The sequence below is a fragment of the Brevundimonas sp. UYEF29 genome, from assembly GCF_040546195.1.
GTDB classification, from domain to species: Bacteria; Pseudomonadota; Alphaproteobacteria; order Caulobacterales; family Caulobacteraceae; genus Brevundimonas; species Brevundimonas huaxiensis.
Map to the genome: position 1 here is coordinate 429,476 of NZ_JBEPNH010000001.1, position 24,444 is coordinate 453,919.

General features: G+C 64.1%; 26 protein-coding genes and 2 tRNA genes. 11 read left to right on the forward strand and 17 right to left on the reverse strand.

Features of this window, described 5'->3' with window-relative positions; all coding sequences use genetic code 11:
- Nucleotides 1-57: 57 nt before the first annotated feature.
- From ABIB58_RS02230 to lon, 3 genes are all read right to left on the reverse strand, one after another.
- Nucleotides 58-134 (reverse strand) — tRNA-Val (locus tag ABIB58_RS02230).
- 34 nt (nucleotides 135-168) lie between these two features.
- Nucleotides 169-444: an HU family DNA-binding protein gene (locus ABIB58_RS02235; protein WP_017504003.1), complete on the reverse strand. Its 276-nt coding sequence runs from the start codon at nucleotides 442-444 to the stop codon at nucleotides 169-171.
- 104 nt (nucleotides 445-548) lie between these two features.
- Nucleotides 549-2,945, reverse strand: coding sequence for an endopeptidase La (gene lon / locus ABIB58_RS02240; RefSeq protein ID WP_045811232.1), 2,397 nt, complete (start codon nucleotides 2,943-2,945; stop codon nucleotides 549-551).
- A gap of 281 nt (nucleotides 2,946-3,226) precedes the next feature.
- Here lon and ABIB58_RS02245 point away from each other — a divergent pair, with 281 nt between their 5' ends.
- Genes ABIB58_RS02245 through ABIB58_RS02255 form a run of 3 tightly spaced genes read left to right on the forward strand, consistent with a single transcriptional unit; the run spans nucleotide 3,227 to nucleotide 3,752 of the window.
- On the forward strand, nucleotides 3,227-3,355 hold the full coding sequence (locus ABIB58_RS02245; protein WP_255360426.1) for a hypothetical protein: 129 nt from the start codon (nucleotides 3,227-3,229) through the stop codon (nucleotides 3,353-3,355).
- A 23-nt stretch (nucleotides 3,356-3,378) separates the two neighbouring features.
- On the forward strand, nucleotides 3,379-3,561 hold the full coding sequence (locus ABIB58_RS02250) for a hypothetical protein (RefSeq protein WP_354038857.1): 183 nt from the start codon (nucleotides 3,379-3,381) through the stop codon (nucleotides 3,559-3,561).
- Nucleotides 3,558-3,752 carry a hypothetical protein gene (locus tag ABIB58_RS02255; protein ID WP_045811234.1) on the forward strand — a complete coding sequence of 65 codons (195 nt, stop codon included), beginning with the start codon at nucleotides 3,558-3,560 and terminating at the stop codon, nucleotides 3,750-3,752. The genes ABIB58_RS02250 and ABIB58_RS02255 overlap by 4 nt, the downstream gene beginning before the upstream one ends.
- 71 nt (nucleotides 3,753-3,823) lie before the next feature.
- Here ABIB58_RS02255 and clpX read toward each other — a convergent pair whose 3' ends face one another.
- A complete protein-coding gene (gene clpX / locus ABIB58_RS02260; RefSeq protein ID WP_039243616.1) occupies nucleotides 3,824-5,092 on the reverse strand; it encodes an ATP-dependent Clp protease ATP-binding subunit ClpX in 1,269 nt (422 codons plus the stop codon).
- Nucleotides 5,093-5,295: 203 nt separating this feature from the next.
- Here clpX and ABIB58_RS02265 point away from each other — a divergent pair, with 203 nt between their 5' ends.
- Nucleotides 5,296-5,934, forward strand: coding sequence for an HAD-IB family hydrolase (locus ABIB58_RS02265; RefSeq protein WP_354038860.1), 639 nt, complete (start codon nucleotides 5,296-5,298; stop codon nucleotides 5,932-5,934).
- 3 nt (nucleotides 5,935-5,937) lie between these two features.
- On the opposite strand, the gene ABIB58_RS02270 is transcribed toward ABIB58_RS02265, so the two are convergent.
- The 4 genes from ABIB58_RS02270 to tig all read right to left on the reverse strand — a co-directional run bounded on the left by ABIB58_RS02270 (nucleotide 5,938) and on the right by tig (nucleotide 9,428).
- On the reverse strand, nucleotides 5,938-6,258 hold the full coding sequence (locus ABIB58_RS02270) for a hypothetical protein (RefSeq protein ID WP_354038862.1): 321 nt from the start codon (nucleotides 6,256-6,258) through the stop codon (nucleotides 5,938-5,940).
- A gap of 72 nt (nucleotides 6,259-6,330) precedes the next feature.
- Nucleotides 6,331-6,978 (reverse strand): ATP-dependent Clp protease proteolytic subunit, encoded by a 648-nt coding sequence (locus ABIB58_RS02275; RefSeq protein WP_091747119.1) that lies wholly within the window; start codon nucleotides 6,976-6,978, stop codon nucleotides 6,331-6,333.
- A 93-nt stretch (nucleotides 6,979-7,071) separates the two neighbouring features.
- The gene (locus ABIB58_RS02280) at nucleotides 7,072-7,977 is read right to left on the reverse strand and encodes a hypothetical protein (RefSeq protein ID WP_354038864.1); all 906 of its coding nucleotides are present in this window, start codon (nucleotides 7,975-7,977) and stop codon (nucleotides 7,072-7,074) included.
- Between the two features lie 104 nt (nucleotides 7,978-8,081).
- The gene (tig, locus tag ABIB58_RS02285; protein ID WP_082854088.1) at nucleotides 8,082-9,428 is read right to left on the reverse strand and encodes a trigger factor; all 1,347 of its coding nucleotides are present in this window, start codon (nucleotides 9,426-9,428) and stop codon (nucleotides 8,082-8,084) included.
- A gap of 191 nt (nucleotides 9,429-9,619) precedes the next feature.
- Between tig and ABIB58_RS02290 the strand changes: the two genes are divergently transcribed.
- Entirely contained in the window at nucleotides 9,620-10,321 is a 702-nt protein-coding gene (locus tag ABIB58_RS02290) for an MBL fold metallo-hydrolase (RefSeq protein ID WP_205195924.1), read from the forward strand.
- Nucleotides 10,322-10,339: 18 nt separating this feature from the next.
- On the opposite strand, the gene ABIB58_RS02295 is transcribed toward ABIB58_RS02290, so the two are convergent.
- The gene (locus tag ABIB58_RS02295) at nucleotides 10,340-10,633 is read right to left on the reverse strand and encodes a hypothetical protein (RefSeq protein WP_052689558.1); all 294 of its coding nucleotides are present in this window, start codon (nucleotides 10,631-10,633) and stop codon (nucleotides 10,340-10,342) included.
- 103 nt (nucleotides 10,634-10,736) lie between these two features.
- Between ABIB58_RS02295 and ABIB58_RS02300 the strand changes: the two genes are divergently transcribed.
- Complete coding sequence (locus tag ABIB58_RS02300; RefSeq protein ID WP_185224254.1) at nucleotides 10,737-10,898, forward strand: hypothetical protein; 162 nt, start codon at nucleotides 10,737-10,739, stop codon at nucleotides 10,896-10,898.
- A 116-nt stretch (nucleotides 10,899-11,014) separates the two neighbouring features.
- Nucleotides 11,015-11,236 (forward strand): con-10 family general stress protein, encoded by a 222-nt coding sequence (locus ABIB58_RS02305; protein ID WP_039243609.1) that lies wholly within the window; start codon nucleotides 11,015-11,017, stop codon nucleotides 11,234-11,236.
- A gap of 83 nt (nucleotides 11,237-11,319) precedes the next feature.
- Here ABIB58_RS02305 and egtB read toward each other — a convergent pair whose 3' ends face one another.
- The 6 genes from egtB to ABIB58_RS02335 all read right to left on the reverse strand — a co-directional run bounded on the left by egtB (nucleotide 11,320) and on the right by ABIB58_RS02335 (nucleotide 19,333).
- Entirely contained in the window at nucleotides 11,320-13,479 is a 2,160-nt protein-coding gene (gene egtB / locus ABIB58_RS02310; protein ID WP_502909726.1) for an ergothioneine biosynthesis protein EgtB, read from the reverse strand.
- A 102-nt stretch (nucleotides 13,480-13,581) separates the two neighbouring features.
- Nucleotides 13,582-14,808: an acyl-CoA dehydrogenase family protein gene (locus ABIB58_RS02315; protein ID WP_306003658.1), complete on the reverse strand. Its 1,227-nt coding sequence runs from the start codon at nucleotides 14,806-14,808 to the stop codon at nucleotides 13,582-13,584.
- 105 nt (nucleotides 14,809-14,913) lie between these two features.
- Nucleotides 14,914-15,219, reverse strand: coding sequence for an SCP2 sterol-binding domain-containing protein (locus tag ABIB58_RS02320; protein WP_354038871.1), 306 nt, complete (start codon nucleotides 15,217-15,219; stop codon nucleotides 14,914-14,916).
- 86 nt (nucleotides 15,220-15,305) lie between these two features.
- A complete protein-coding gene (locus ABIB58_RS02325; protein WP_354038873.1) occupies nucleotides 15,306-15,584 on the reverse strand; it encodes a SemiSWEET family sugar transporter in 279 nt (92 codons plus the stop codon).
- Between the two features lie 72 nt (nucleotides 15,585-15,656).
- Nucleotides 15,657-17,150 carry an amidase gene (locus ABIB58_RS02330; RefSeq protein WP_354038875.1) on the reverse strand — a complete coding sequence of 498 codons (1,494 nt, stop codon included), beginning with the start codon at nucleotides 17,148-17,150 and terminating at the stop codon, nucleotides 15,657-15,659.
- Nucleotides 17,084-19,333 (reverse strand): S9 family peptidase, encoded by a 2,250-nt coding sequence (locus ABIB58_RS02335; protein WP_354038877.1) that lies wholly within the window; start codon nucleotides 19,331-19,333, stop codon nucleotides 17,084-17,086. The genes ABIB58_RS02330 and ABIB58_RS02335 overlap by 67 nt, the downstream gene beginning before the upstream one ends.
- A 108-nt stretch (nucleotides 19,334-19,441) precedes the next feature.
- Here ABIB58_RS02335 and ABIB58_RS02340 point away from each other — a divergent pair, with 108 nt between their 5' ends.
- Nucleotides 19,442-20,269, forward strand: coding sequence for a ferredoxin--NADP reductase (locus ABIB58_RS02340; protein WP_354038879.1), 828 nt, complete (start codon nucleotides 19,442-19,444; stop codon nucleotides 20,267-20,269).
- Nucleotides 20,270-20,308: 39 nt separating this feature from the next.
- Nucleotides 20,309-20,641, forward strand: coding sequence for a chorismate mutase (locus tag ABIB58_RS02345; RefSeq protein ID WP_265147947.1), 333 nt, complete (start codon nucleotides 20,309-20,311; stop codon nucleotides 20,639-20,641).
- 214 nt (nucleotides 20,642-20,855) lie between these two features.
- Here ABIB58_RS02345 and ABIB58_RS02350 read toward each other — a convergent pair whose 3' ends face one another.
- Complete coding sequence (locus tag ABIB58_RS02350) at nucleotides 20,856-21,209, reverse strand: Hpt domain-containing protein (protein WP_354038881.1); 354 nt, start codon at nucleotides 21,207-21,209, stop codon at nucleotides 20,856-20,858.
- Entirely contained in the window at nucleotides 21,209-22,621 is a 1,413-nt protein-coding gene (locus tag ABIB58_RS02355; protein WP_354038883.1) for an amino acid permease, read from the reverse strand. Before ABIB58_RS02355 ends, ABIB58_RS02350 begins: the two co-directional genes overlap by 1 nt.
- 157 nt (nucleotides 22,622-22,778) lie before the next feature.
- Between ABIB58_RS02355 and ABIB58_RS02360 the strand changes: the two genes are divergently transcribed.
- A tRNA-Lys gene (locus ABIB58_RS02360) sits at nucleotides 22,779-22,854 on the forward strand.
- 851 nt (nucleotides 22,855-23,705) lie between these two features.
- Complete coding sequence (gene crcB, locus ABIB58_RS02370; protein WP_354038885.1) at nucleotides 23,706-24,350, forward strand: fluoride efflux transporter CrcB; 645 nt, start codon at nucleotides 23,706-23,708, stop codon at nucleotides 24,348-24,350.
- Nucleotides 24,351-24,444: the final 94 nt, after the last annotated feature.

A 24,444-nucleotide genomic window follows, 5' to 3' on the forward strand; every position in this document is an offset into this window, starting at 1 on the left:
CGCAGCCCGATCCAGACAAACGAAAGGCCGCCGGAGCGATCCGGCGGCCTTTTTGTTTGGTAGGCGGCGACGGGTTCGAACCGCCGACCCTCTCGGTGTAAACGAGATGCTCTGACCAGCTGAGCTAGCCGCCCCCAAGGGCAGAGACGGGCTTATGCCCGTCGCGCCTCAACCGTTCAAGGCGCTTTTCAAACCTTCGCCCGGGCGAAAGCGCGCGGTGCGCGAGGCCGGGCGCGCGACCGCCGCACCGGTCTGCGGATTGCGCGCGACGCCGGCCTTGCGATCCACGGCGACGAAACTGCCGAAACCGATCAGCTTCACATCCGCGCCCCGCGTCAGCGACTCGGTCACGCCGTCCGTAAACGCCTCCAGCGCCGTCTTCGCCTGGTCGCGGCTGATGTTCGCCGCGCTGGCCATCCGGCCGATCAGTTCCGCCTTGGTCATTCGTCCCCTCCAGAACGAATCACTAAAGGACAGATCGGCGGTTGCGTCAAAAACGAAAACGCCGCCGGTGGGATCACCGGCGGCGCTCGCTGTTCAACTCGGCGTTAGTGGCTGACTGCCGCCGCCGGTCCTTCCGGAGCCGCGACCGGGGCCGGCAGCGGTTCGGCCGCCTCGTCCCACTCCACCGGCGTCAGGGTGCCGACAAGCGCCCACTTCAGCGCCTCGTCCGCCGTGGAGATCGGCACGATCTCCAGCGCCGACTTCACATTGTCCGGCACGTCGGCGAGATCCTTCTCGTTCTCCTGCGGGATCAGCACCGTCTTGACGCCGGAGCGCAGGGCCGCGAGCAGCTTCTCCTTCAGACCGCCGATAGCAGTGACCCGGCCGCGCAGGGTGATCTCGCCGGTCATGGCGATATCCTTGCGGATCGGAATGCCGGTGAGAACCGAGACCATCGCCACGGTCATGGCCACGCCGGCGGACGGGCCATCCTTGGGCGTCGCGCCGTCCGGCACGTGGACGTGGATGTCGGTCTTCTCGAACACCGGGGGCTTGACGCCGAAGGCCAGGGCGCGCGACCGCACATAGGACGCCGCAGCCGAGATCGACTCCTTCATCACGTCCTTCAGATTGCCGGTCACGGTCATGCGCCCGCGACCCGGCATCTTGATCGCCTCGATGGTCAGGATGTCGCCGCCGAACTCGGTCCAGGCCAGACCGGTGACGATGCCGACCTGATCCTCCTCATCCGTCTCGCCGTAGCGGAACTTCTTCACCCCCGCATAGTCGGACAGCTTAGCCTCATCGACCGTGATCGACTTGGCGCCCGTCTTGGCCATCTCGCGCACGGCCTTGCGCGCCAGACCGCCCAACGCCCGCTCCAGTGAGCGCACGCCAGCCTCGCGGGTGTAATAGCGGATCAGGTCGCGGATCGTGTCTTCCGGCACGATCAGTTCGCCGTCCTTCAGGCCGTGGTCCGCCAACTGCTTGGGCAGGACGTGGCGCTTGGCGATCTCGACCTTCTCATCCTCGGTATAGCCCGAGACCCGGATGATCTCCATCCGGTCCATCAGCGGCTGCGGCATGTTCAGGCTGTTCGCGGTCGTCACGAACATCACCTGGGACAGGTCGTAGTCCACCTCCAGATAGTGGTCGCCAAAGGTCGAGTTCTGGGCCGGATCCAGCACCTCCAGCAGGGCCGACGACGGATCGCCGCGCCAGTCCGATCCCAGCTTGTCGATCTCGTCCAGCAGGACGAAGGCGTTGGTCGTCTTGGCCTTCTTCATCGACTGAATGATCTTGCCGGGCATGGAGCCGATATAGGTCCGGCGGTGGCCGCGGATCTCGCTCTCGTCGCGCACGCCGCCCAGCGACATGCGGACGTATTCACGCCCCGTCGCCTTGGCGATGGATTTGGCCAGCGAGGTCTTGCCGACGCCAGGAGGGCCGACCAGGCACAGGATCGGGCCTTTCAGGCTGCCGGTGCGGGCCTGGACCGCCAGATACTCGATGATCCGCTCCTTGACCTTCTCCAGACCGAAGTGATCCTCTTCCAGGATGTCCTCGGCCTTGACCAGGTCGATCGGCTTCTGCTTGGCCTTGCCCCACGGCACGGACAGCAGCCAGTCGAGATAGTTGCGCACGACGGTCGATTCCGCCGACATGGGGCTCATGTTGCGCAGCTTTTTGACCTCGGCCTCGGCCTTGGTCCGCGCTTCCTTGGACAGGCGCGTCTTACGAATGCGCTTCTCCAGGTCCATGATCTCGTCGCGCGCGTCGTCGGTCTCGCCCAGCTCGCGCTGGATCGCCTTCATCTGCTCGTTCAGATAATACTCGCGCTGGGTCTTCTCCATCTGGCGCTTCACGCGCGAGCGGATCTTCTTCTCGACCTGAAGGACCGAAATCTCGCCTTCCATCAGCCCATAGACCTTCTCCAGCCGCTTGGGCACATCGAAGGTTTCCAGCAGGCCCTGCTTGTCGGCGATCTTGACCGACAGATGAGCGGCGACCGAGTCCGCCAGCTTGGAGGCGTCGGTGATTTGGGGGATGGAGCTAAGGGCCTCGGGCGGGACCTTCTTGTTCAGCTTCACATAGTTTTCGAACTGCTCGACCACGGCGCGCAGCATGGCCTCGGCTTGCGAGGCATCGCCGGCTTCGTCCTCGATCTCGACGGCCTCGGCCTCGAAATACTCCTCACGGTCGGTGAAGCGGGTCAGGCGTGCACGACCCTTACCCTCGACCAGCACCTTGACCGTGCCGTCGGGCAGTTTCAGCAGTTGCAGCACCGAGGCCAGCACGCCGACGGGATAGATGGCGTCCGGCGACGGATCGTCGTCGACGCTGTTCTTCTGGGTCGCCAGCAGGATCTGCTTTTCGCCCTTCATGATCTCGTCCAGCGCCTTCACCGACTTCTCGCGTCCGACGAAGAGCGGCACGACCATGTGCGGGAAGACGACGATGTCTCTCAGCGGCAGGACGGGCAGGATTTTTGGTTCAGTCATGATGCGTACTCCTGGGCCATTGATCATCTCCGGCCCGCCGCCAGGGTCCGCCGGGCAAGAGGCCCGACCGGCGCATGACGGCCCGTCGATTCCGACGGCGTTCGGATGAGTATGTGGTTTGAAAGACCCGCGGTTCAAGCGTGACCGCGGAACGGCCCACATCTGCGTGGCCACAAGCCCTTCCGATCGCGTCGCCTTAGGTCCGCATTACGCCCGGCGGCGCTTTCGACATGGCCGCTTTACGGGGATCGGGCGTCTTCTGCCGCTCCAAGGAGATGACCATGAGCCGTTCCCACCTGCTGGCCGAGACCCTGAAACGTCCCGCTCCGGCACAGACAACCTTACAGATGGCGATGATCTTCATCGGCGCCCTGTTCGGCGCCCCGATCCGCAAGGGCCGTGCGCGATGATGCAGGGCCATGTCGAGGGCGGCGTGATACGCGCAGCCCCTCCCCGACGCTATCGTGTCGTGCCTCGCGCCAGCGGTTGGGCCGTAGCGATCAACAACGCCTGCACCCGCCCCCTGCCCGATCGCATCTCGGCCGAACGTCTCGCCGCCCGACTTCAGGCCGAGGCCGACCGCCTGAACCGCGACCAACATCGCCAAACCCAATGATTACGACCCTTGCCTCGCCACCCGCCTTCGAAGTCCTGACGATCCAGCCTGTCGGCGATCGCTGGCGCATCACCTCAAGCGACGGCCTGTTCGAAGGCGTCTTCACCGACGCCAGAAGCGCCGTCCGATGCGCCAAGGCAGAGGCCGACGCCCATCCGGGCCATGTCCTGATGCTGGCCGAACCTGCCTGATCGCCCCAGATCAAGAAAAAGGCCGGAGCGAGATCGCTCCGGCCTTCGTCATTTCAGCGTCTGTCGCCGGTTCAGGCGGCGCCGTCGGCCTTCTTCTTGGAGGCTTCCGAATAGATCAGCAGAGGCTGGGCCTTGCCGTCGATGACCTCGGCGTTGACCACAACCTCTTCGACGCCTTCGAAGGTCGGCAGTTCGAACATGGTCTCCAGCAGGATGCCTTCCAGGATCGAGCGCAGGCCGCGCGCGCCGGTCTTGCGGGTGATGGCCTTCTTGGCGACGGCGATCAGCGCGTCGTCGGTGAAGGTCAGTTCGACATTCTCCATCTCGAACAGACGCTTGTACTGTTTGACCAGGGCGTTCTTCGGCTCGGTCAGAATGGTGACGAGCGCCGTCTCGTCCAGGTCTTCCAGCGTCGCCAGAACAGGCAGGCGGCCGATGAACTCAGGGATCAGGCCGAACCGCATCAGGTCGTCAGGCTCGACACCCTTCAGGATATCGCCCGTGCGGCGTTCGTCGATCTCCTTGACCTTGGCGCCGAAGCCGATCGACGCGCCGGATCCACGCGCCGAAATCACCTTTTCCAGGCCGGCGAAGGCGCCGCCGACGATGAACAGAATGTTGGCGGTGTCCACCTGCAGGAACTCCTGCTGCGGATGCTTGCGGCCGCCCTGCGGCGGCACGGAAGCGACGGTGCCTTCCATGATCTTCAGCAGGGCCTGCTGCACGCCTTCGCCCGACACGTCGCGGGTGATCGACGGGTTGTCCGACTTGCGCGAAATCTTGTCGATCTCGTCGATGTAGACGATGCCGCGCTGGGCCCGCTCGACGTTGTAGTCGGACGCCTGAAGCAGCTTCAGGATGATGTTCTCGACATCCTCGCCCACATAACCGGCCTCGGTCAGGGTCGTGGCGTCGGCCATGGTGAAGGGCACGTCGATGATGCGGGCCAGAGTCTGAGCCAGCAGCGTCTTGCCCGAGCCCGTCGGCCCGATCAGCATGATGTTCGACTTGGCCAGTTCGACGTCGTTGTTCTTCGTCGCGTGATTCAGGCGCTTGTAGTGATTGTGGACGGCGACCGAGAGCACCTTCTTGGCGTGCGCCTGGCCGATGACATAGTCGTCCAGCACGTCGCGGATTTCCTTTGGCGTAGGCACGCCGTCGGTCGTCTTCTTGAAGCCGATCTTGTGCTCTTCGCGGATGATGTCCATGCACAGTTCGACGCATTCATCGCAGATGAAGACGGTCGGGCCCGCGATGAGCTTGCGGACCTCGTGCTGGCTCTTTCCGCAGAACGAGCAGTAGAGGGTGCTTTTGGCGTCGGTGCCGGCTGCTTTGGTCATAGACCCTTATCTCACTCCCGCGGGCCGGACCGAAATGGCCCGAAACGCGCTTCCCTCACATTGATTCCAGCACTCTGGATGCGAAGGTCTTCAAAAAATGACAATCACCCATCACACGTTCCGGAACAACCCCGAAGGCGGCAGGGGATTGTTGCAGTGCGTGGATGGATCAGTGTCGACGGGGATCAAGGCGAATGTCTGACATGGGTATTGTGCAGGATTTACGCCAGTCCACGGCGAATGGACGTGTCATCGTCGCTTTCGATTTCGACGGCACGCTGACGATTCGCGACAGCTTTACCGAGTTTCTGCGCTGGCGCGCTGGTCCGGGCGCCTGGGCGCTGGGGCTGGTCAAGCTGGCCCCCGCGCTGGCCGCCTACGCCAAGGATCGCGACCGGGGACGGATCAAGGCGGCCTCCGTCAGGGAGTTCCTGCTTGGCGTGAGCCGCCAGACGCTGGAAGCGGAAGCCGCAGCCTTCGCCGAAGAGATATGGCCCCGCTTCATGCGCCCCGATGCGCTTCAGGTGTGGAACGACTGGGGCCGACGCGGCGCGCATCGCGTCATCGTGACCGCGTCGCCCACGACGACCGTCGCGCCATTCGCCCGAAAGCTGGGGGCCGAGGCCCTGCTGGGCACCGAGTTCGTCTTCGATGCCGATGACCGGATAACCGGCGACTTCGCCGGTCCGAATTGTCGGGGTCAGGAAAAGGTGCGGCGGCTGAAGGCGGCCTATGGCGAAGACACGACCCTGACGGCCGCCTATGGCGACACCTCGGGCGATACCGAAATGCTGGCGATGGCCCAGCAGCCAGGTTTTCGGGTCTTCCGTCAGAAGCCCTGAGGCTCAGTTCCCGTCGGCGTCCACGTCGAACACCATCGCCTTGCCGCGCGACGTCGGGTCCCAGCCCGCCTCGATCACCGAGGCGACGGCGGTGCGGACAGCGTCGACATTGACGCGCTGCTTTTCCACGTCCGGCCGGCCGTTGGGCCGAAGCGGCGGCGGAAACTGGACGATGGCTTCGCGCTTGAAGTCCGCGTGGCGAAGGGAAACGGCCATACCCTCCCAGACGTTGCCGCCCTTGGGCTGAGGTTGGCGACGAAGCTCCCAGACATAGCTTTCGCCATCGACATCGACCGTGCCGCTTTGATCTCGTGTGAACTGCATGACGGCTCCGATAGCACAAAATGAAAAGGGCGCGCCGCAGTGGGCGCGCCCTCTCGTCTTTCGACAGCCGTCTTAGTTGCCGGGCGTCTTCACGCCGTCGGCGTCGGCCTGTTCGCGGCGATCATAGACGTGGTCCACGATGCCCCAGGCCTTGGCTTCCTCGGCCGACATGAAGTGGTCGCGATCCAGGGTCTTTTCGACCTCCTCATACGTGCGGCCGGTGTGGTGGACGTAGATCTCGTTCAGACGACGCTTGGTGTAGCGGATGTCGGCGGCGTGCAGTTCGATGTCCGACGCCTGGCCGCGGAAACCACCCGACGGCTGGTGCACCATGACCCGCGCATTCGGCAGGGCGATGCGCTGGCCTGCCTCACCGGCCGTCAGGATCAGCGAACCGGCCGAGGCCGCCATGCCCATCACCACGGTCGAAACCGGGCTCTTGATGTATTGCATGGTGTCGTAGATCGCGAGCGCCGAGGTCACCTGACCGCCGGGGCTGTTGATATACATGCTGATTTCCTTCTTCGGATTCTCTGATTCAAGGAACAGCAGCTGGGCGCAGATCAGCGACGCCATACCGTCCTCGAACGGTCCCGTCAGGAAGATGATCCGCTCGCGCAGCAGACGCGAGAAGATGTCGAAGGAGCGCTCGCCGCGGCTGGATTGCTCCACCACCATCGGCACCAGGTTCATGTTCATCAGTTCGATCGGATCGCGCATTTAGCCTTCTCGGATGCAGTGGCGACGATTCAGCGTCGTCAGCCGGTTATGCTGCATATCGCGTTCGATGACACCCTGCGCAAGACGCCGGGTTCAATCGGACTGCGCGTCTTGCTGGTTCGCCGCTGCACGACGCCCTTTTTGTAGTCGTTCCGCGACCGCCGCCTCCTGCGCAGCAGCGGATGCGCGATCGGGCTCCGCTTCATATAGTGCTTGCAGATAGGCGCGATCCCAGTCCGTGAGGCCGGTCACGTTCTGGGGATCACCAAATAAATTCAGCACAGTGGGCTGATCGGAATAGTCGGCGCGGGGATCGACCTGGGCCAGGACGACCATCGCGGCGTAGTCCATCAAAGCCGGCAAAAGCACGCCATCGGCCTTTGTCATATCAATGACGACGGTCGCAGAGCTCAGGTCATACCGCAGCGGCGACCTCATACGGCTGATGTTGCGCGATCCAATCGAAGGCGGCTCATCACCGGCGACACGGGCCGCCAATCGGCCTGTGTCTGCTGAGACCGGCAGGGAAATATGCCACCATCGCACTGGCGCATCACTGGTTTTGAACCGCTCCAGCGCCGCCAAACCCATGTTGGTGTTGTCGATCGGCGGACGGAAGCGACGACGCCAACCTTCCACCAGCGCCGATGCGACACTTGGACCATCCTCCGTGGCGATGATGAGCACATTGGCCGAGCAGCCAGGCTCGCCCACTCGAATTTCAAGGTCATGCGCGATCTGGCCGATGCGATCGGCAAGCATCTGACCGTAGGGCGCCTTCAATCCGGCGACGCTGACGCACAGCGGCGTATTCCATCGTCCAAGCCGCGCACCGGCGGGCGCGGTCGCGACGCGCTGAACAAACTGGCGCGCGGCCTGCCGCGGCGACTGACCCTCGACCGTGATCTCCTCCAGATCTGTCGGGGGCGGCTGTCCCGGATCCTGCGCCTGCGCGCCTGCGCTGATGAGAGCGGCCAGAGCGACAGCGGAAAATGACATTGAAGACTTACTTGAAAAGCAAAATGGGCCCGCACTGCGGACCCATTCCACTTACAATCCAGACACCACAACCGCCAGTTACGGTCGTCTAATCGGGCGACAAATCAGCCCTCGTCCTCGTCTTCCTTCAGCAGCTCTTCCTTCGTGATCGGCTTGTCGGTCACGTCGGCGACGCCCACGATCAGGTCCACGACCTTCTCTTCGTAGATCGGCGCGCGCATCTGGGCGGCGGCGTTGGGGTTCTGGCGGTAGAAGTTCAGGACGGCCTGTTCTTGGCCCGGATAGTTGCGCGCTTCCTGCAGGATGGCGGCGTTCAATTCCTGATCCGTGACCTGGACGTTGTTGGCGCGACCGATCTCGGCCAGCACCAGACCCAGGCGCACGCGGCGTTCGGCGATCTTGCGGTATTCCGCCTTCAGATCTTCGTCCGACTTGGCGGCGTCTTCTTCCGGCAGACGACCAGCGGTCTTGTCGGCCTCGACCTGCTGCCAGATGCCGTCGAACTCGGCGTCCACCATCTTCGGCGGCAGCGGGAAGTCGTGGGCCTCATCCAGTTGGTCCAGCAGAGCGCGCTTCAGCTTGAAACGGGCGGCGCCGGCGTACTGCTGGTCCAGGTTGGACTTCAGCAGTTCCTTCAGCTTGTCCAGCGACTCCAGACCGATGCGGGTGGCGAAATCGTCGTCGATCTTGGATTCGGCTTCCGCCTTGATGGCCTTCACCTTGATGTCGAAGGTGGCCTTCTTGCCGGCCAGATGGGCGGCTTGATAGTTCTCGGGGAAGGTGACCTCGATGGTCTTCTCTTCGCCGACCTTGGCGCCCGTCAGTTGCTCTTCGAAACCGGGGATGAAGCGGCCCGAGCCGATCACCAGGTCCGCGTCCTCGGCGGCGCCGCCTTCGAAGGGCTCGCCGTCCAGCTTGCCCAGGAAGTCGATCGTCAGCTGGTCGCCCTCGGCGGCCTTGACGGTCTTGCCCTTCTTGTCTTCGTAGGTCTTGGCCTGACCAGCCAGTTCTGTCAGGGCCTCGTCCAGATCGGCGTCCGACGCTTCATAGGTCGGGCGTTCCAGCTTCAGGGTTTTGGGATCGACCGGCTCGAAGTCCGGCATGATTTCCAGCGACATTTCGTAGGCCAGGTCTTCCTGACCGGCGATGACCTTGTCCATGTCAGACGTCAGCTTCATCTCGGCCGGCGCGGCCGGGCGGATCTTGGCCTCGTCGAGCGCCTTCTGGCTGGTTTCGTTCAGCTCGGCGTTGATGATCTCGCCCATGAACTCACGGCCGAAGGTCTTCTTGACGTGGGCGACCGGCACCTTGCCCGGACGGAAGCCCTTCAGCTTCACCTGCGGGGCGACTTCCTTGACGCGGGCTTCGAGCTTTTCGTTCAGCTCCGCGACGGGAATGGTGACCGCGATCACGCGGCTGAGGCCTTCGTTCGACTTTTCGACGACTTGCATGGTCGGGATTCTGACGCTCTGGGGCGCATGAGCCATCGAGACGGCCGGCGCGGAATGGATAAAGCAAGAAGGCCGCCCCGTGTGGAGCGGCGCCTCGAAGCCCGCCCTTATGTCGAGAAGGGCCCGAAAGGTCAACGCGGGCGTGGTCAGAGCCGGTGGTTTCGCGGCCTTTGCGTGGCTATGTTGACCAAATGAGCCAACCCGCCTCCCCCATCGGCGTCTTCGTCACGCCCGTCACCCCGCTTCAACAGAACTGCACGACCGTCTGGTGCACCGCCACCAACAAGGCCGCCGTGATCGATCCTGGCGGTTCGGTCGATGCAGTCTTGGGCGAGGTCACGCGGCGCGGCCTGACGCTGGATCAGATCTGGATCACTCACGGCCATCTGGATCACGCGGGCGGCGCAGCCGAAATGCAGGAAAAGACCGGCGCCGAGATCATCGGCCCTCAGAAGGCCGACCAGTTCTGGATCGACCGAATCGTGGAGAGCGGCCGGATGTACGGCCTGCCTGATGCCCGCCCCTTCACGCCCGACCGCTGGCTGGAAGATGGCGACACCGTCACGCTGGGCGAAACGACCTGGGACGTGCGTCACTGCCCCGGCCATACGCCCGGGCACGTCATCTTCTTCAATCGCGCGGCGCGATTCGCTCAGGTCGGGGATGTTCTGTTCAAGGGTTCGGTCGGCCGCACCGACTTCCCGATGAGCGATCCGCCCGCCCTTATCAGCTCGGTGATCGAAAAGCTCTGGCCGTTGGGCGACGACGTCACCTTTGTGCCGGGCCACGGGCCGATCTCCACCTTTGGTGAAGAGCGAAGGACGAATCCGTTCGTGTCTGACGCCGCAATGCGACAGGCCCCGATCCAGCGTGAGCCGTCGGGGCCTGCCTGAGCATGCTGATCGTGTGGCTTAGCGCCGCAGGATCATGCCGATGATGACGCCGATGCCCAATGCGTAGAGCGTCGCCTTCATCGGATTGTCCTGAATGTCTTCCTGCACGCGATGAACGCGTCCGGAAATCTTCTCACGGACCAGGCCCGCATCTTCTCTGACGGCCTGACGGACCGACGTGGTCTTGCCAAAGCTGCGGCCCTCGCCTTGGGCGAGAATTGCGTCGGCCTGTCGGTCCAGACGTTGGGTCAGGTCATCGTCCTCCAGGACGATGTCGTCGGGTGATGTCGCGCTTATCGGGGTGTTGGTCATGTCGATCTCCGTGCTTCGCTGAACAAACCGGCGTTGCGACCCATGGTTCCTTTTTGAACGCGGGCGATCAGGGTGCGTTGGTTGATCGCACAAGGAGCCGCTCATGACCTATATCGAACCCACTCCGACCACGCCGCAACCCGAAATCCAGCCTGAACCGGCGCAGCAGCCGGAAATACAGCCTTCAGACACCCCCGATGAAGTTCCGCCGATGGAACCGGATGGTGCCGGCGAAGGTGATTCGCGGCCTTACGGCGCTGGCTGAAGTCAAACTCACGCGCGCTTGAGGATCGCGACAGTAAAACCGAGTTCCCGACGGAACCGTCACCGAGTCACTGGGTTCACTTCAGCAAGCGCAACGGCAGCACTGAAAGGAACACGATGGACAGCCAACCCACACGCCCCTCCGGCGTTTCCAAGCGAGGTTTCGCCTCCATGGATCCCGAACGTCAGCGCGAGATCGCGCGCAAAGGGGGCGCAAGCGTCCCCAGCGAAAAACGTAGCTTCTCCCAAGATCGCAGCCTTGCCGCACAGGCCGGCCGCAAGGGTGGCGAGGCGTCGCACGGTACCAAGAAAGATGCGGACGCAGCCGACGGGCAATAGTCGGCAAGACTAGATACAAACAGGGCGGCCCATCGATCGATGCGCCGCCCTTTTTCTTGTCCGCGATCAGCCGCGCATTCGGCTCAGGCGCGCAGGACCGCCAAGGCCACGCTCGGCGCCGGAGAGGTGTCGATGCGGACGACCGTCCAGCCGGCGGCGGCCGCCATGGTCTGGATCGGTTCAGGCGTGAACTTGCGCGAGCTTTCGGTGTGGATCGTCTCGCCGGTCATAAAGCCGAATGTCCGATCTCTGATGCGCGCGGTCGTCGGCGCAATCGCTTGCAGATGCATTTCCATACGCGAGGCGTCCGGGTTCCACACGGCGCGGTGAACAAAGGCGTCCACGTCGAAATCAGCATCCAGCTCGATGTTGGCGCGGATCAGAACATTGCGATTGAAGGCTGCCGTCACGCCCTGGCTGTCGTCATAGGCGGCGACCAGGATCGCAGGGTCTTTGACCAGATCGACGCCCAGAATGAACAACGCCCCTTCGCCCAGCATCCGACGCGCCGCGGCCAGGAATGCTTCGGCCTCGTCCGGTTGCAGATTGCCGATGGTCGAGCCGGGGAAGAAGCCGATCCGCCGCCCCGACGGCAGGTCATCGGGCAGCGGCGCCAAATGCTCGAAGTCCCCCAGAACCGGCTGCACGCGCAGCGTCGGATAGTCGGCGCGGACGCGAATGGCGGCGTCCATCAGAGCGCTCTCGCTGATGTCGAGGGGAACGTAGGCGCCGAGGTCCGTGGCGGCGTCCAACAAGATCCGCGTCTTCTCGCTGGCGCCGGATCCAAACTCGACCAGCACCGCATCGGGGCCGAAGTCGGCCGTCAACTCCGCCGCGCGATCGTGCAAGAGCGCCATTTCCTGCCGGGTCGGATAGTATTCGGGCAGCACGGTGATGTCTTCGAACAGGCGCGACCCATCTGCGTCATAGAACCACTTCGGCGGCACGGCCTTTTGCGCGCGCGACAGCCCTTCGATCATATCCTTTCGAAAGGCGGCGGTTAGGGCGTCGTCCGCGGCGGCGTCGCGCGCCACGGTCCGGCCTTCAGCCAGTCTCAAACCCATGAAAGCCCACCTCTGTTGGGGATAGAAGAAGTTGCGATAGGTGATGCGGTCATGGCCCGGCGGCGTGGCGAACGATCCGCCCCGCAGCACCATCTGATTGGCCATGAACTTGCCGTTGTATTCGGCGGCGGTGCCCGGCGTCGGCTGGAAGCCGGGATAGGGCCCATAGGCGCTGGACGTCCACTGCCACACTTCGCCAGCCAGGTTCGAAAACGCCTCAGGCGAGGAGGCGGCGGCATGTTCCCATTCCGCCTCGGACGGCAGACGCTTGCCGGCCCAGCGGGCGTAGGCGTCGGCCTCATAAAAGCTGATGTGGCGAACCGGCGCGGCAGGATCAACAAGTGTACGCCCCGTCAAACCCATCACGGTCCAATCGCCATCGTCGCGACGCCAGTACAGCGGCGCGATCCAGCCCTCAGCCTTGACCGTCGCCCAGCCGTCCGACAGCCACAGGTCGGAACGCGAATAGCCGCCATCCTGGATGAAGGCGATCCACTCGCCGTTCGTCACCAGATCCGCAGCCAGAGCGAACGGCTCCAGCCAGACACGGTGCGCAGGCCCCTCATTGTCGAAGGCGAAGCCGGGTTCATCATGGCCGATCGTCACCAGACCGCCGTCGAACGCCAACGTTCCACCGCGTCTGATCTGGAGCGTCTCGGCTCTGGGCTCGATCTCATAGGCGGCCGGGTCGAGCGGAGAGCGCGACATCAGGTTCAGCACATCCATCAGGAAAAGCTCCTGATGCTGCTGGTCGTGGTGTAGACCCAGCTCGAACAGATAGCGTTGATGGCCGCTGGTCTCGCCCTGCGCCAACCACGCGATCATGCGGCGGTCGATCTCGCGTCGATAAGCGAGGACCTCGTCGACGGACGGCCGGGTCATCAGCCCACGCTGGTCCCGCCTGACCCGCTCGCCCAAGGCCTCATAGTAGGAGTTGAACAGCTGCTGAAACCGCGGATCGACATGCTGATATTCAGGATCGGACGACAGGATCATCGCCTCGAAAAACCAGCTGGTGTGCGCCAGATGCCATTTGCCGGGGCTGCAATCCGCCATCGACTGGGCCGACAGATCCTCGGCAGACAAACCTTCAGCCAGATCGATCATGCGTGAACGCACGGCCTTAAACTGCGCCACGTCAGACGTAAGCCGCAGGTCGGGCTCGGAGCGCGCATTCATGTCAGCTGTCCCGTCCGACACCAGCCCCAGCGCCTTGTCAGTGCCCAACAAACGCACCAACAAGGCCAAGGTTCCCAGACACTTGCCGTTCGAGATCACCCATCAGCGCATCGGTCTGCCGCCATGTTTAGCGTATTCCAACCGAGCGATGGTGCGATTGTGGACCTCATCCGGGCCGTCGGCGATGCGCAAGGTGCGGACACCCGCGTAAAGCTCGGCCAGAGGCGTGTCGCCTGACACACCGGCGCCGCCGAACGCCTGAATGGCGTCGTCGATGATCTGCAAGGCCATCCTCGGCGCAGCGACCTTGATCTGGGCGATCTCGGAGCGGGCGTTCTTGGCCCCCGCCTGATCCATCATCCAGGCGGCCTTCAGCACCAGCAAACGGCACATCTCGATGTTGGTGCGCGCCTCCGCGACGCGCTGTTCCCAGACCGAATGCTCGGCCAATTGCTTCTTGAACGCCGTTCGGTTCAGCAGCCGCGTCACCATCAGCTCCAGCGCCCGCTCGGCCGCACCGATGGTGCGCATGCAGTGGTGAATACGGCCCGGGCCAAGCCGTCCTTGGGCGATTTCGAAGCCCCTGCCCTCGCCGGCGATCAGGTTCTCGACCGGCACGCGGACGTTCTCCAGCACGACCTCGGCATGGCCGATCGGCTTTTCGTCATAGCCGAACACCGACAGCATCCGCTCGACGCGGAATCCCGGCGTGTCGGCCGGCACGATGATCTGCGACTGCTGGGCGTGGGATGCGGCGTCGGGGTCGGTCTTGCCCATGACGATGGTCACGGCCAGATTCGGATGGCCCATATTGGTCGACCACCATTTGCGGCCATTGATGACATAGTGGTCGCCGTCTCGCTCGATCCGGGTCTGGATGTTGGTGGCGTCGGACGAGGCGACCTCAGGCTCGGTCATCAGGAAGGCCGAACGGATTTCGCCCGCCATCAGGGGCTTCAGCCAGCGCGCCTGTTGCTCGGCGTTCCCGTACATATGGAGCACCTCCATATTGCCGGTGTCGGGGGCGTTGCAGTTGAACACCTCGGCCGACCACAGATGCCGCCCCATCATCTCGGCCAGCGGCGCGTATTCCAGATTGGTCAGACCCGCCCCCCCATTCTCACCTTCATGGTCGCCCGGCAGGAACATGTTCCACAGTCCGGCTTCCTTCGCGGCGGCCTTCATCGTCTCCATGACCGGCGGCTGACGGTTCGAATCCTCGCGCACCTGGGCGAAATATTCGGCTTCGCGCGGGATGACCTGCTCGTCCAGGAAGCGACGGACGCGGGCGTGCCAATCCAGGGCGCGGTCGGAATGTTTGAAGTCCATGTCGTTTCCTCTTTCCCGTTCGCGCTTCTGTCGAGCGCTCGATACGAAAACGGCGCGGCCCCTGGTCGGGAGCCGCGCCGCCATAACTGGTCGTTCAGACCGGCATTAGCGCTTCAGCAGCGGAGCCAGCTTCTGGGCGATCATCATGTCGCCGGCGATCTTCAGCTTGCCCTGCATGAAGGCCATCATCGGGTCCAGCTTGCCTTCCGACAGAGCCATGAAGTCATCCCACTTCATCGAGACGGTGGCGTCGGCGGGCTTGTCCTCGTTCGTCACCGTATTCGGCGTCGAGGCGCCGTCGATGAAGATCTTGCCCTCGTCGCCGAGGTCGAGCTTGACGGTCTTGCCGAGGCCGGAGTTGTCGCCGACGGCGCCGCGGATGTGGTCGGTGACTTGTGCGAGATCGGGCATTGGGGGCGTCTCCCTGTTGGACGTTGTGGACTACGGGTTAGCCCGCATCGGCGGGGGCGCCAAGATCACGTCGGGGAAAGGTCTGATCACTTCTCCGGATCGCCGTCGCGGAACCGCCATTTCATCACCAGCACGCCCGACGCCATCACCAGGGCGCAGGCGTTGGCGACCGTGACAGGCCAGGCCTGCGTCATGACGCCATAGACGACCCACAGCACGAAGCAGGTCACCGTCAGGGAGTAGGTCTTCAAGCTGACCGACGACGTGTCGCGGTCCTTCCAGATCTTGACCGCCTGGGGCGCGAAGCTGGTGATCGAGCAGATCGCAGCCGCTGAGCCGACGATATTGGCGATCAGGTCGCTCATGCCGCGATCGTCGACGTGACGTTCAAACTAAATCTGCACATGCCGCTCTCTCGGCGGCCGCCCCAAAGGATGTCAGCGTCGAACGCCAGGCGGCGGCCGTCTGGCTTGGGTCACCTGTTCGAAGGCGTAACCCAGCGAAAGGATGCGCGCATCGTCCCACTTCCCGCCGAGAAAGCTGATTCCCACGGGCATTCCCCGATCAAAGCCCATCGGCACGGTCAGGTGCGGGTAGCCGGCGACGGCGGCCAGCTGGCTGGCCGATCCCTGCATGTCGTCGTCGTCCTTGGGATCGTTGGTCCAGGCGCGCGACGTGGTGGGCGCGATCAGGGCGATCACGCCATTGTCCCTCATCAATCGATCGATGCCATCCGGCCCCGCCAGTCTGAGCGAGGTTGCGCGCGCCTCCATATAGTCAGCGTCGGTCAAATCACCCATCGCCTGAGCGCGCTCGAAGATGTCCTGACCAAACAGCACCGTCTCGCGCGGTTCGGCGGCGTTGAAGGCGATGACCTCGGCCAGGGTGCGGGTGCGAACCTGCTGCGGGTCGGTCGAGGCCAGATAGGCGTTCAGATCGTGCTTCAGCTCATAGAGCAGCACCTTGAATTCGGCCGCGCCTATGACCCGGCCATCCGGGCCCTCGGGCAGATCGACCAGCACGGCGCCGGCATCGCGCAGGGCCTTCAAGTTCTGCTCGAACACCGCCTGGGTTTCGGGCGAGTAGCTTTTCAGGAACCGCATCACCCCGATCCGCGTACCGCGCAACGCATTGGCGTCCAGCCCGGCGGCGTAATCGACCTTGTGCGCATCGGCTTCGACCGTCGCCGGATCGGCCGGATCGGTTCCGGCGATAACCGTCAGCACCCTGGCCGCATCCCTGACGGTCGTCGCCATCGGCCCGGCCGTGTCCTGCGAATGGCTGATCGGCACAATGTGGGTGCGCGAGACCAGGCCAACGGTCGGCTTGAACCCGACCACGCCGTTGACCGACGCCGGGCAGGTGATCGATCCGTCCGTTTCCGTGCCGATGGCGACCGGCGTCAAACCCAGCGCCACCGCCGCCCCGCTGCCGGAGGATGATCCGCACGGCGTGCGCGCGGGATCATAGGGGTTCAGCGTCTGGCCGCCGACGGCGCTCCAGCCGCTGATCGAATCCGACGACCGGATATTGGCCCACTCCGACAGGTTGGTCTTGCCGACGATCACGGCCCCGGCGGCGCGCAGTCGCCCGACCAGCGGCGCGTCCCGTCCCGGCGCATTGTTCGCCAGCGCCAACGATCCGGCGGTGGTCGGCATGTCCGCCGTCTCGATATTGTCCTTCAGCAGGATCGGCATGCCGGAAATCGCCGACACGCCCCGGCTGGGTGATGTCGCGTTCCAGACCAGCACCGAATGGGCGCTGTCGTTCGCCCGCCCCGCCGCAACCACTGCGGATGCAGTCGGATAGGCGCCCTGCCCGGTCACGCAGCCCGCGAGGGCCAGCGCGACCGCAGCCGCCAGAATCAGTCGGCCTTGGGTTCGGCCCGCTTTCCGATCGTGCGGTCTAGGAAGTCCAGATAGGTGCGCCATTGTTGCAGTTGCCTCGGATCGCCGCGGACGCCATGCCGCTGGCCGGGATAGAGCATCATCTCGAACGGCACGCTCTTGGCCTGCAAGGCGTCGATGACGCGCGTCGCATTGCCGAAGATGACGTTGTCGTCGGCCATGCCGTGCAGCAGCAGCAGCCGCCCCGTCATGTCATCCAGCCGCGGCAGGACGTCGGTGGCGGCATAGCCCTCTGGATTGGCCTGGGGCGTGGACATATACCGTTCGGTATAGTGGGTGTCGTACAGGCTCCATTCCGTCGGGGCCGCGCCCGCCAGGGCCGAGGCCAGGCCGGCGTCCTTGTCGGTCAGGGTCAGCAGGCTGAGGAAGCCGCCGAAGCTCCAGCCCATCACCGCGATATGGTCGGCATCGACGTAAGGCAGGGTCTTCAACCATTGCGCGGCCTGGGCCTGATCCTCGACCGCCGGAATGCCCAGACGGCGGTAGATGCTGGTCTCGAACGCTTGCGACCGGTCACCTTCGCCGCGATTGTCGACGCGGAAGACGATGTAGCCCGCCTCTGTCAGCAACTGGTTGGTCAGCGGCTGCCAGCTCTTCTGCACGCCCGCCCCGGTGCCGGGGCCGCCATAGACCTGCATCACCACCGGATACTTTTTGGACGGATCGAAGTCGGGCGGCGTGGTCATGCGCCACACCAGGGTCTGGCCGTGGCTCTGCATCGTGCCGAACTCGGGCGTGCGCAGGCGCGAGACGTAAGGGGCGAACGGATGGCTGGCGTCGAGCTTGTTCTCTTCGATCCAGCGCACGCGCGTGCCGTCGATACGGTACAGGGCCGACTGCGTCGGCGTCGCCGGGTCGGAATAGTTGCCGACATAGGCCGTCGCCGGGCCGTTGACCGACACGGTCCACCAGCCGCCGCCGGGCGTCACCGCGACCGGATCGACCGTGCGGTTCAGATTGGCGCGGAACATCTGCTGCTCGATCGGCAGCTCCTTGCCGTCGCGCATCGAGGCGGTGAAATAGACATCGCCGGTCTGTTCGTTGACGCCGTCCAGATGTTTGACCGGATAGTCGCCGCGCGTGATGGCCCGCAGCCGTCGCCCGTTGCGGTCATACAGGTACAGGTGCCGCCAGCCCGAATCCTCATTGGACCAGATGAACCGGCCGTCCGACAGGACGCGGAAATCGTCGTTCAGATCGACCCAGGCCTGCGCCTTCTGGTTCAGGATCACCCGTGATGCGCCGGTCGTCGGATCGACGCTCAGCAGGTCTAAAGTCTTCTGGTCGCGCGACTGCCGCTGGACATACAGGGTCTTGCCGTCGCCGGACCAGTTCACCCGCGCCAGATAGATGTCGGTGTTGGATCCCAAGTCCACCTTGACCCGTCCCCCGCCCTGCAGGTCGCGCACATACAGTTCAACCACCGCATTGGGGCGGCCTGCACGAGGATAGCGCTGCTCCACCATCGTCGCCCCGCCGCCGGTGATCTCGAAGCGCGGCACGATATCGACCGGGCTCTCGTCCACGCGCGTCATGGCGATGTAGCGCTCGTCGGGGCTCCACCAGTATCCGGTGTCGCGATCCATCTCCTCCTGAGCAATGAACTCGGCCGTGGCCCAGGTGATCAGACCCGCGCCGTCATTGGTGATCGGCGTCTCCTTGCCGCTCGCCAGATCATAGACGACCAGATTCTGATCGCGGACATAGGAGACATAGCTGCCCTTCGGCGACACCTTGGCGTCGATCTCGTCAGCCGGCGTCTCGGTCAGGCGGCGCACCTTGCCGTCCGCCCGGTTCGCCAGGAAGATGTCGCCTTCCAGCGGCGCCAGGATGTAGCGGCCCTGCTGGTCCCATGAATATTCGACCACGCCGCGCGCGCTGATCCGCATCCGCTCGCGCCGGGCCTTTTCGGCCTCCGACAGTTCGCCGGCGTCGGGCACCAGCGCCCGTGCGTCGATCAGCTTGTAGGGTTCACCCTCACCCGTCGGCGCGGCCCACAGGTCCTGCACATCCACATTGTCCTCGCGCGAGCGCAGGAAGGCGACCAACTGGCCGTCAGGCGACAGGCTGACCCCCTTGGCCACCGGCCCGTTCAGGCTGGGGCTGGAAAACACCCGCTCGGGCGTCAGGATGTCGGAGGGCGTCTCCTGCGCAAGCGCCGAGCTGGCGGACAGGAGGATGGTCGAGGCGAGAAGAAGGGTGCGCATGGTTCGGGACGCTAGCGATGCTTCTGCAAGCCGTCACGAGGAAATGTCGTCGCCCGGTGAAAGGCTTGTCCTTCCCTGCGAGGGGTTCTCAGATTAGAGAGACGCACAATGACAGACGCCGCCCTATCCCCCGCCCCCGTGAAAGCCAGTCCGTTTAACGAGCTTGAGGTTCTGTGGGTGCGCCACTGGACCGACAGCCTGTTCAGCTTCGGCGTCAAGCGGCCCGAGGATTTTCGCTTCCGCTCGGGCGAGTTCGTGATGATCGGCCTGCCCGGCGAAGCCAAGGACGGTGTACCGGGAAAGCCTGTCCTGCGCGCCTATTCCATCGCCAGCCCCTGCTGGGCCGAGGAGCTGGAATTCTTTTCCATCAAGGTCGCCGACGGCCCACTGACCTCGCGCCTGCAGAAAATCCAGCCCGGCGACACCGTTCTGATGGGCAAGAAGCCGACCGGCACCTTGGTCCTGGACGCCCTGACCGGCGGCGAGCGCCTGTTCCTGATCGGCACGGGAACGGGTCTGGCGCCCTGGCTCAGCGTCGCGCGCGACCCAGAGACCTATTCCCGCTTCGGACATGTCTATGTGATCCACACGGTCCGCAGCGTCGCCGACCTCGCCTACCGCGACTTCTTCACCCGCGAGATCCACGACGATCCGCTGATCGGCGACGAAGCTAAGGCCCAGCTGACCTACTACCCCACCGTGACCCGTGAGGACTTCGAGACGCCCGGCCGGATCACCGACCGCATCAAGTCCGGCGACTTCTTCCGCGATTTGGGCCTGCCCGAAGGGTTCGACCCCGCCCGCGACCGCGCCATGCTGTGCGGCTCCATGGCCATGATCAAGGAAGCCGGCGAACTGCTGGAGACCTATGGCCTGAAGGAAGGCTCCAACGCCGAACCGGCGGACTATGTGCTGGAGCGGGCCTTCGTCGGCTGACGACTTGGCTTGGGCGGCTTGACCCGCTAACCCACGCCCATGTCAAAGCCTGCACTTGTCGCCGTCGATCCCCGCGTCGATCCGTCCGAATGCCAGTCCATGGCCGAGGTCCGCCAAGGCGTCGACGCTCTGGACCGCGCTCTGGTCGCCCTGCTGGCCGAGCGCCAGCGCTACATGGACGCCGCCGCCCGCATCAAGCCCGACCGCGACGCCGTCTTCGACCAGGCCCGCATCGACGACGTGGTCGCCAAGGTTCTGGCCTCGGCCGAAGCCCACGATCTGTCACCCGACATCGCCGAACCCGTCTGGCGCCTTCTCATCGACCGCTGCATCGCCCACGAGTTCGCCACCTACGACCGGACTCGCAGCTAGGACGGCGCACGCCTGCCATCCTATCCGCGAAAAAAGTCCGGCCTAGTTTCAACCGATTAGGTCGCAGCAGCGTCAATCACCCCGCCGCTCTTTCAGGGCGCCGTATAATGGGCGTCCGGTCTTTGACATCGCGACGCGCCTCGCCTGCCGAAATTGCACTTTCTTGTATTTTGCACGCGTTTTCGGAGTGCAGTGCAATTTCATCCGCTTCGCCTCAGCCCTTGAGACCGCGCAGCATCAGTTCGTGCCGATAGGCCGCGACATCGGCCAGCGCCGCTTGCAGAGCATCGCGCACCCGCTCGACCGCCGGCGCGGCCATCTTCTGATCCACCGCTTCCGCCTCGGCGCAGATCGCCGCCAGGTCGCGCGCGCCGATGCCCGCCGCCGCGCCTCGGATCGTATGGACCCCGTCGCGCCAGCCCTCGACCTTGGGATCCAGCATGACGGACCACAGGCCGGCCTGGTTGACGAACAGGCCCAACACCTCCTCGTTGATGGCGTCGTCCCCGCCCGTCATGCCGTTTAGCACCGCGAAATCGACCGCGCCCGTCAGATCGCGCAGCGCCATCAGGCCGCCGTCTCCTCGCCCTTGGCCAGGCGCGAGTTCCGCGACGACCACAGCAGATAGATCGCCACGCCGACCACGTTCCAGACCACGAAGCCGATCTGCGTCACCGGCTTCAGGCTCAGGAAGAAGATCAGGCAGCCGATCACGCTGACCGCTCCAACGACCGGCCATAGCGGGGCCTTGAACACGCGCTTGCGACCTGGCTCGCGAATGCGCAGCACGATCAGGCAAACCCCGACCGAGCAGAAGGCCGCCAGCGTCCCGGCGTTAGCCAGCGACGCCAGTTCGTCCAGCGGCAACAGCCCCGCCAGAATCGCCACCACAATGGCGGTGAACACCGTCACCACCGCCGGCACGCCTCGGCTCGACACCTTGGCGAGGCGGCGCGGCAACAGGCCATCGCGCGCCATGCCCAGGAAGATGCGGCTCTGGCCGAACAGGAAGGCCAGCAGGACGGTCGGAAGCGCGATCACCGCCGCAGCGGCGATCCACTGGGCCGCCGTCCCCTGCCCCATCTGACGCAGAATCAGGGCCAGAGGCTCGGGGCTGCTGGCGAAGGTCGCGACCGGCCGCGCGCCGATGGCTGCGGCCGCGACCACCAGATACAGCGCCGTGCAGACCAGCATGGACCCGACGATGCCGATGGCCAGGTCACGCTCGGGCTTCTTGGTCTCCTCCGCCGCCGTCGAAATGGCGTCGAACCCGTAGAAGGCGAAGAAGATGATCGCCGCCGCCGCCATCACCCCGGTCTGCACGAAGGGTGCGCCGAAGCCGTTGGGCATGAAGGGCGTGAAATGTTCGGGTTTGAACGCCGGCAGGGCGATGGCGACGAACACCACCAGCGCCGCGATCTTGATCAGGACCAGCACCGCGTTCAGCGTCGCGCTCTCCTTGGTGCCCAGCAGAAGCAGGCCCGTCACCACCCCGATGATGGCCACGGCCGGCAGGTTGATGATCCCCCCGGCATGCGGCCCGGCCACCAGCGCCGTCGGCAGATCGATCCCCAGCCCGCTCAGGAAACCGACCGCATAGCCGGACCAGCCCACCGCCACGGCGCTGACGACCAGCGAATATTCCAGGATCAGGCTCCACCCCACGATCCAGGCGATCAGCTCGCCCAGCACGGCATAGGAATAGGTGTAGGCGCTGCCCGCCGTCGGCATCATGGTCGACAGCTCGGCATAGGCCAAAGCCGCGCAGGCGCAGACCAGTCCCGCAAGGCCAAAGCTGATCAACACCGCCGGGCCAGCCAACCCCGCCCCCACCCCGATCAGCGTCAGGATGCCGGTGCCGACGATGGCCCCAACGCCCAGGGCCAGCAGGTGCGGCCAGCTCAACGTCGGCTTCAGCCGCGGTCCGTCGTGCGGCGCCATCATCGCGTCGATCGATCGACGCCGGTTCCAGAAGGCCATGCTGTTTGCTCCCCCGCCGCTTGCCGCGGCTGATTCCAAGGGACCATACCCCGTCGCAGAAAGTTTGCGAAAGCGCTTGCCAACCCCCGAACCGCTGGGTAGTAGGAGCGCCCTTCGGCGATGGCGTTGGCCCGGCCGAAGACACGACGATCGGTGTGGGTGATTAGCTCAGTCGGTAGAGCAGCTGACTCTTAATCAGCGGGTCGTAGGTTCGAACCCTACATCACCCACCATCGTCCCCTTGATTTCATTGAATATTTAGCCATCTCGACCGAGCTCTATCGTCGGGCCATCCTTTAGGACGGCGATTAGGACGGTAGTTAGGACGGTGGATTGCGGTTGGTGTTGCCCGATAATCTAGCCGTCGCGACCCCGGCACGGTTCCGACCGTAAACTCGCGGATGGTCGGAGATGACACAGCCGCTCAAACTTACGCCCCTCGCTTCCGAATCGGAGACCTCTGGTGGCTGCGCACATGGCAAAATCAACTGACTCACCCGCACGCTCTCGCTATCTGAGGACGCCCGAAGCAGGCCACTTTCTGGGCCTTTCAGGGCGAACCCTAGAGAAACACCGCACGTACGGAACTGGACCGACCTACCGAAAGATCGGAGGTCGAGTGATCTATGCAGTGCACGACTTGGAAGCTTGGGCCGATCTCGGTCTACAGAACTCGACTGGGGAGCCCAAGAGTCAGATCCGAGCGGCTAAGCCACAGGATGGAGGACGTGCCGCGATTTGAGGCGCGGGCGTCTGAACCATCCCCACTCGATCGCTACCACAGCGCATAAGCCTCTGATTTTTTGAGACTACTTCGCAGTCGAAGATCAATGATACCCGCCTAAAACCCGGTAAATTCTATTGTCGTTGAAAAGACTAAAGAAATCAGCATTATCAAATATACGTGATGACTATATCTTTTGAGACCTTTTGGAGCAGGTCTGACTGAAATGCCGCCTTCCACGCAGTCATGTTGATTCGATACTCAGACCAACATCTCGTCACGATACCATCGGCCCAGCATATATCATGGGACTTGGCGACCGCTGAACGACAATGATCTCTTTGGTGTCCCGGAGCCTCCATGCCGCTCCGGGTCATGACGATTTTAGCTGAGCATCTCGGTGCTCGCAGCGTTCGAGAGTACGATAAATTTAGGTCTGTCGAACGGGAGCCGAAGGCGCGTCTGATGGAATCTTCGAACTGCTGTTGCGTGCGCTACCGAGATCGCTGGACTGCTCTCGCGATCTCGCGACTGAAAGCGGGTTCGCCTGTCCGGCCTGTTCTGGGCATTGCGAGCCGTCCTATTTTATCCCATGGGTTGGCTCGCTCACCCATAAGCCTACAAGAGTTCATGCACTACTTGGTGGTCTTTGTCGGAGGAGGTCTCGGCGCCGCCCTCCGGCACGCTGTGAACAGGGCGGCATTCGCGCTGTTCGGCCCATCGCTGCCCATAGCGACCCTGTTCGTGAACGTCGTCGGCAGTTTCGCGATGGGCGTGGTGGTGGCGTTGTTTCTTGCAAGAAGCACCGCCAGCCAGGATTTGAAGCTGTTTCTCACTACCGGCGTGCTGGGTGGGTTCACCACCTTCTCCGCCTTTAGCCTCGACGCGGCGACTATGTGGCAACGGGGCGATCACGCGGCCGTCGTCGTCTACGCGGTCGCCTCTGTGGTCTTGTCGATCGGGGGCCTGTTCCTGGGCATGATCACGGTGCGCGCGATCGGCTGACAGCTCTGCCCACTGGGCGATCCGACCCCGGGGCGCGCCATCCCAAAGACGAGATTTCGCAACCTCGATCAGATTTCCTTGACGATGATCGCCG

Excerpts from the sequence above, each read along its gene's own strand:
- ABIB58_RS02235 (WP_017504003.1), bottom strand. The coding sequence starts at position 444 with ATGACCAAGGCGGAACTGATCGGCCGGATGGCCAGCGCGGCGAACATC.
- lon (WP_045811232.1), bottom strand. The coding sequence starts at position 2,945 with ATGACTGAACCAAAAATCCTGCCCGTCCTGCCGCTGAGAGACATCGTC.
- ABIB58_RS02245 (WP_255360426.1), top strand. The coding sequence starts at position 3,227 with ATGAGCCGTTCCCACCTGCTGGCCGAGACCCTGAAACGTCCCGCTCCG.
- ABIB58_RS02255 (WP_045811234.1), top strand. The coding sequence starts at position 3,558 with ATGATTACGACCCTTGCCTCGCCACCCGCCTTCGAAGTCCTGACGATC.
- clpX (WP_039243616.1), bottom strand. The coding sequence starts at position 5,092 with ATGACCAAAGCAGCCGGCACCGACGCCAAAAGCACCCTCTACTGCTCG.
- ABIB58_RS02265 (WP_354038860.1), top strand. The coding sequence starts at position 5,296 with ATGGGTATTGTGCAGGATTTACGCCAGTCCACGGCGAATGGACGTGTC.
- ABIB58_RS02270 (WP_354038862.1), bottom strand. The coding sequence starts at position 6,258 with ATGCAGTTCACACGAGATCAAAGCGGCACGGTCGATGTCGATGGCGAA.
- ABIB58_RS02275 (WP_091747119.1), bottom strand. The coding sequence starts at position 6,978 with ATGCGCGATCCGATCGAACTGATGAACATGAACCTGGTGCCGATGGTG.
- ABIB58_RS02280 (WP_354038864.1), bottom strand. The coding sequence starts at position 7,977 with ATGTCATTTTCCGCTGTCGCTCTGGCCGCTCTCATCAGCGCAGGCGCG.
- tig (WP_082854088.1), bottom strand. The coding sequence starts at position 9,428 with ATGCAAGTCGTCGAAAAGTCGAACGAAGGCCTCAGCCGCGTGATCGCG.
- ABIB58_RS02290 (WP_205195924.1), top strand. The coding sequence starts at position 9,620 with ATGAGCCAACCCGCCTCCCCCATCGGCGTCTTCGTCACGCCCGTCACC.
- ABIB58_RS02295 (WP_052689558.1), bottom strand. The coding sequence starts at position 10,633 with ATGACCAACACCCCGATAAGCGCGACATCACCCGACGACATCGTCCTG.
- ABIB58_RS02300 (WP_185224254.1), top strand. The coding sequence starts at position 10,737 with ATGACCTATATCGAACCCACTCCGACCACGCCGCAACCCGAAATCCAG.
- ABIB58_RS02305 (WP_039243609.1), top strand. The coding sequence starts at position 11,015 with ATGGACAGCCAACCCACACGCCCCTCCGGCGTTTCCAAGCGAGGTTTC.
- egtB (WP_502909726.1), bottom strand. The coding sequence starts at position 13,479 with ATGAATGCGCGCTCCGAGCCCGACCTGCGGCTTACGTCTGACGTGGCG.
- ABIB58_RS02315 (WP_306003658.1), bottom strand. The coding sequence starts at position 14,808 with ATGGACTTCAAACATTCCGACCGCGCCCTGGATTGGCACGCCCGCGTC.
- ABIB58_RS02320 (WP_354038871.1), bottom strand. The coding sequence starts at position 15,219 with ATGCCCGATCTCGCACAAGTCACCGACCACATCCGCGGCGCCGTCGGC.
- ABIB58_RS02325 (WP_354038873.1), bottom strand. The coding sequence starts at position 15,584 with ATGAGCGACCTGATCGCCAATATCGTCGGCTCAGCGGCTGCGATCTGC.
- ABIB58_RS02330 (WP_354038875.1), bottom strand. The coding sequence starts at position 17,150 with ATGGCGCACCTATCTGGACTTCCTAGACCGCACGATCGGAAAGCGGGC.
- ABIB58_RS02335 (WP_354038877.1), bottom strand. The coding sequence starts at position 19,333 with ATGCGCACCCTTCTTCTCGCCTCGACCATCCTCCTGTCCGCCAGCTCG.
- ABIB58_RS02340 (WP_354038879.1), top strand. The coding sequence starts at position 19,442 with ATGACAGACGCCGCCCTATCCCCCGCCCCCGTGAAAGCCAGTCCGTTT.
- ABIB58_RS02345 (WP_265147947.1), top strand. The coding sequence starts at position 20,309 with ATGTCAAAGCCTGCACTTGTCGCCGTCGATCCCCGCGTCGATCCGTCC.
- ABIB58_RS02350 (WP_354038881.1), bottom strand. The coding sequence starts at position 21,209 with ATGGCGCTGCGCGATCTGACGGGCGCGGTCGATTTCGCGGTGCTAAAC.
- ABIB58_RS02355 (WP_354038883.1), bottom strand. The coding sequence starts at position 22,621 with ATGGCCTTCTGGAACCGGCGTCGATCGATCGACGCGATGATGGCGCCG.
- crcB (WP_354038885.1), top strand. The coding sequence starts at position 23,706 with ATGCCGCTCCGGGTCATGACGATTTTAGCTGAGCATCTCGGTGCTCGC.